We start from the raw sequence: 5,293 nt of genomic DNA on the forward strand, positions 1-5,293 counted from the left end.
CCGCCGCGTACGGTTTCTTATTGGTCACGAAACCGCCGAATGCGATGCAGTCGCCATCACGAACAAACTTACTAATGGCTTCTTCCAGGGTCATGACTTTGTTTTGAACGTTCATTGTTACACCCCCTCTGATAAGCCTGCTTTTTTCTTTTCAAGTCAATAAATTGCTACAAAGGCATATTGTTATGTTTTTTCGCTGGTCTTATCACTTGCTTGTTTAGGGTGGCTTCTATAGTGCTGATTACTACTTTTCTCGTATCCCGGGGATCAATCACGTCATCAATATCCTGCCTTGCGGCGGCATAATAAGGGCTAAGGAACTTATCCGTATATTCCTTGACCCTTTCCGCTCTGGTTTGCTCTGGATCTTTGGCTTGGGCAATCTCTTTTCTGAAGATCACACTCGCAGCAGTTTCAGCCCCCACACTCACAACATGCGCCGTTGGCCAAGCAAAAGTGTAATCCGCCCCTAGCATCTTGCTCCCCATCGCGATCATCGCACCAGCATAGGCATTTCTTATAATTACTGTAATCACAGGTACGGTAGCCTCGGCATACGCATGGAGCAGTTTGGCTCCCCGATGAATTATTCCATTTCGTTCCTCGCATCTCTCCAAAAGTACCGCCCAGGGCTAGAAAATCCTGCGCGTAGACAAAAACCAATCTTCCCTCTATAAAAATCTGGTTACGAAATTCATCGGCTATTTGCCGATAAACTTCGCCGCTCTTTTTTCAATAAAAGCAGTCATACCTTCTCTCTGATCAGCCGTTGCGAAACACAACCCAAACAAATCTGCTTCATGCGCCATTGCTTTGTCGACATCCATCTCCAGTCCTTCGTCAACTGCAGCTTTGCAGAAACGCACCGCAATCTGACCTTTTGAGGCAATCCGACCGGCCATGCTTTTACAAACGTCCAAGAGTTGGTCCTCTGCCACTACATGGTTGACTAAACCGATGCGGAAAGCCTCTGCGGCACTGATCATGTCCGCTGTATACAACAGTTCCTTGGCCCGTCCTTTGCCCACCAGCCGTGGCAGCCGTTGGGTCCCAGCAAATCCAGGAATTACTCCCAGGCTAGTTTCGGGCTGACCAAATTTGCTTTTTTCAGTGGCAATACGAATATCACAGGCCATGGCTAACTCACAGCCACCGCCCAGGGCAAATCCGTTAATTGCCGCAATTACCGGCTTAGGCATATACTCCAGCTTACGCAAAGTTGCTTGACCTAATAGAGCAAATGCCCTCGCTTCTAACGGAGTCAAGTTTTGAACAAAGGTAATATCGGCCCCAGCAACAAAGGCCTTATCGCCAGCCCCCTTGAGAATAATGACAAAAATCTCATCATCCGCGGTAATCACATCGATCGCCTAGCTCAGTTCCTTCAAGACCTCGTCATTAATCGCGTTAAGGACTTGGGGACGATTAATAGTCAAAATAGCAATGTTCCCTTCCTTTTCTAAAATAATAGTGTTCCAGGCCATCTATCTACCTCCTCTCCTTCGAAAATCTCCTAATTAATCCCATTACCTGAGCAGTTCTCTGGCGATAATATTTCTCTGTATTTGGTTTGTCCCTTCAACAATCTGGGCTCGTTTGGCCTCACGGAAATATCTCTCAACCCGGTAATCCTTAATAAATCCGTATCCGCCGAAAATCTGCACGGCATCGGTAGCGATTTTCATTGACGTGTCAGTAGCAAATCGCTTCGCCATCGATACTTCTTTTACACAGGGAAGTCCTTTGTCATAGAGATAAGCCGCTTGGTAGACGAGAAGACGAGCAGCTTCCAGTTCAGTGGCCATATCGGCTAACATGTGCTGGATCGCCTGGAAAGAAGCAATCGGCTGCCCAAACTGAACTCGTTCCTTCGCGTAGGCGATGGCAGCATCCAATGCTCCCTGGGCCCCGCCAACTGCTTCCGCCGCCACGTTTATTCTTCCGCCATTGATCGACCGGGTAAAGTTTCTAAAACCTTCGTTTTCCTTCCCTAACCTGTTTTCAACCGGCACTCGAACATTCTCGAAGAAGAGCTGGCAGACAGGTACAGAATTAAAAGCCAGCTTTTTCTCTGGTTTGCCAAAAGTGAAGCCAGGCATCCCCTTTTCAAGGATAAACCAGGTCATGCCATTTAAACCTTTCGTCTTATCTGTCTTGCACAAGACAGTGTAAACATCTGACTCGCCTCCACTGGTGATAAAAACCTTTGTGCCGTTAATAACATATTCGTCACCCTCTCTAACCGCCGTTGTCTGCATCGAGCCAATATCAGAACCGGCATTTGGCTCGGTAATACATACGGAAGCTAACTTTTCACCCCGTGCCAGGGGTACAACATATCTTTGACGTTGTTCTTCAGTACCATTAAGAAAAATTTGACGGACAACCAGATTGTGAACAGCCAGATAGTTCATTGACCGCGCCACCCGAGCCAATTCCTCAACAACCAGTGCCCCCATAAAACTATTCAGTCCGCTGCCTCCGTATTCTTCAGGAATATACATCCCAGCTAAACCAAGGCCAGCTGCTTTCTGGAATGTCTCGCGGGAAAACCGGCTGTTCTCCTCCCATTCATCTACATAAGGAGCGATTTCCTTCTCCGCAAAGTTTCGAACCATCTGTTTAAGCATTTTCTGTTCTTCCGTAAATTCAAAGATCATCGTTCATTCCTCCTTGTATTCGCTGAAATAAGCATAAATCCAAACACTCATTTGTATTCGTAAAATCCTTTACCAGTTTTTCTACCAAGCCAACCAGCCTTTACGTATTGACGAAGCAACGGGCAGGGTCGGTATTTCGGATCCCCGTAGCCTTCGTAAAGAACGTTCAGAATCGCCAAGACGGTGTCCAAACCAATCAGGTCGGCCAGCGCCAATGGACCCATCGGGTGATTCATACCGAGTTTCGCGACCTCGTCAATCCCCTGCGGAGTAGCAATTCCTTCATACAGGCAAAAGATCGCCTCGTTAATCATGACCTGCAGGACTCGGTTTGAGACAAAACCTGGCACGTCCTTGACTTCGACCGGCACTTTGCCCATCTTCACACTCAAACCCTCAATGGTTTTGAACACTTCGTCACTTGTCATCAGCCCCCTGATAATCTCCACCAACCTCATTACTGGTACCGGGTTCGTGAAGTGCATGCCGATTACCTGAGCCGGCCGCTTGGTGTAGGAAGCAATTTCCGTAATCGGCAGTGAAGATGTATTGGAGGCCAAAATAGTGTGGGACGGGCAAATTTCATCGAGTTCTTTGAAGACATTAGACTTGATAGCCATATTTTCGACAATGGCTTCAATCACCAGGTCGCAGTCTTTCGCGTCTGCCAAACTGGTTGAAGGTATAATCCGGGCAAGGATCGTGTCTTTTTCTTCAGCGGTCATTTTGCCTTTATCCACGTTCCGGGCCAGGTTCTTCTCGATCACCTTGATCCCTTTTTGCACCAGGTCCATGTTGAGATCGTTTAAAATTGTAGTAAAACCAGCTTGTGCTGAAACCTGCGCAATCCCACTGCCCATCTGTCCAGCGCCAACCACCATAATCTTATTTATTTCCATGATTATCCTCCCCTTTTGAACTGGAAAAGTAAATCTGGCTTCTATTCTACTTTAATCAGCATTGCGTCACCCTGGGCGATTCCACTGCATATACAAGCGATGCCATATCCGCCTCCACGGGCCCGCAGAGCAAAAACAAGGTGCATTAAAATTCGTGCCCCACTTGCTCCAATCGGATGACCAAATGCAATTGCTCCTCCATCAACGTTCACCCGTTTGGTATCCCATCCAGCGATTTGCGTACTAACTAACACTACTGCAGCAAAGGCCTCATTAACCTCAAACAGGCTGATATCATCAACAGTCATTCCTTTTTGTTTCAAAAGTTTAAGAGTTGCTAGGCCGGGAACTGTTGCCATATATCGTGCTTCCTGGCTTACTTCAGCATGGCCAACAATAGTCGCCAACGGTTTGAGCCCCAGCTCGATCGCTTTCTCCTTGGCCATCAGTACAAGCGCACCCGCACCATCGTTAACACCCGGAGCATTGCCAGCAGTAACTGACCCGTCCTGAGCGAAAACCGGCGGTAGCTTGGCCAATCCTTCCAACGTCGTATCTGGCCGCGGCGCTTCATCTGTATCAATAATGGTTAAACTTTTTTTATCACGGATCTCTACTGGGACAATTTCATCTTTTAAGCGGCCGTTCTTGATCGCGTCAGAAGCGTACAGTTGGCTGCGCAGTGCCCATTCATCCTGCTCCTCGCGACTGATTTTAAACTCCTTACATTGTTCTGACGCAAGAGCAGCCATATGCCGGTCATAGAATGGACACCATAAACCATCATAAACCATCAGATCAACCACTCTTTTATCCATCATTCTGGCTCCCCACCGCATATCTGGCAGAGCATAAGGCGCATTACTCATGCTCTCCATGCCGCCCGCGACCACAATATCGGCTTCACCAAGCCGAATCTTCATATCGGCTAATGCCACACTAATCAAACCAGACGCACAGACTTTATTGACAGTGATTGATGGTACTTCCCAGGGAATTCCTGCTTTCCGCGCCGCCTGTCGCGATGGAACCTGCCCGCAGCCACCCTGGAGAACCTGGCCCATGTATACATAGTCAACCTGCTCTGGCGCAATACCAGCGCGTTTTACCGCCTCAGCAATGACTATTCCCCCCAAATCGACCGCCTTTAGCGATTTTAATCCCCCACCAAACCGGCCGAAAGGGGTTCTTGCCGCATTAACAATTACGGTTTCTCTCATTACCCTCCACCTCACTCTTTTTTGTCCCTAATGAACTAACTTTTAAGTAAAGTAGGGATACCCATCGACTCACCAAAACCCTTTTCCTCAAACGTTGTTTCTGGGCCTGGACACCTTTCTGCTGAGCTAAGGTTAAGAATTTCTCCTGATAAAAAAGCCCTCGGCAGAACAATGTCTGACGGGGCTCGCTGGCTCTCAACTCAGATAAATGATTATCTGTTTATATGTAATTACTATGTATGAATTTGTTCAGGTTTGAGGCTTCATTATTCAAGGTAACAAAATAAAAATACAGCCTAAAACTTATAGATTCAAAATGTTGCCACTTATTTGTTGTTAATAATATATTAACTGGTTTAATAATTTGCTTATTTATTTCTTCGACACTTATTATGAGCCTTTTGCAAAATTAGCTTTTTTGTTAAAGGTAAAACATTGTTAGTCGTTTAGATGTACTCTTTTTTCGCTAGATTAAGGTCAAAAACCAAACCACAATGTAATTTAACATTTTATT

5 protein-coding genes and 1 pseudogene are annotated in these 5,293 nt (G+C 46.6%); all 6 read right to left on the bottom strand.

The window, feature by feature from the left end; all coding sequences use genetic code 11:
- Positions 1 to 115, bottom strand: a 115-nt coding sequence (locus tag HPY81_11465) for a glutaconate CoA-transferase (protein ID NPV28017.1), incomplete at its 3' end; no start/stop codon positions are given.
- A gap of 52 nt (positions 116 to 167) precedes the next feature.
- Positions 168 to 617, bottom strand: coding sequence for a hypothetical protein (locus tag HPY81_11470; protein NPV28018.1), 450 nt, complete (start codon positions 615 to 617; stop codon positions 168 to 170).
- An 84-nt stretch (positions 618 to 701) separates the two neighbouring features.
- Positions 702 to 1,484: pseudogene (locus tag HPY81_11475) on the bottom strand (crotonase).
- Positions 1,485 to 1,526: 42 nt separating this feature from the next.
- On the bottom strand, positions 1,527 to 2,660 hold the full coding sequence (locus tag HPY81_11480; protein NPV28019.1) for an acyl-CoA dehydrogenase: 1,134 nt from the start codon (positions 2,658 to 2,660) through the stop codon (positions 1,527 to 1,529).
- Between the two features lie 47 nt (positions 2,661 to 2,707).
- Entirely contained in the window at positions 2,708 to 3,559 is an 852-nt protein-coding gene (locus HPY81_11485) for a 3-hydroxybutyryl-CoA dehydrogenase (GenBank protein NPV28020.1), read from the bottom strand.
- Between the two features lie 41 nt (positions 3,560 to 3,600).
- A complete protein-coding gene (locus tag HPY81_11490) occupies positions 3,601 to 4,779 on the bottom strand; it encodes an acetyl-CoA C-acetyltransferase (protein NPV28021.1) in 1,179 nt (392 codons plus the stop codon).
- Positions 4,780 to 5,293 lie beyond the last annotated feature (514 nt).

The organism is Bacillota bacterium (assembly GCA_013178045.1).
Lineage (GTDB): Bacteria > Bacillota > Ch66 > Ch66 > Ch66 > Ch66.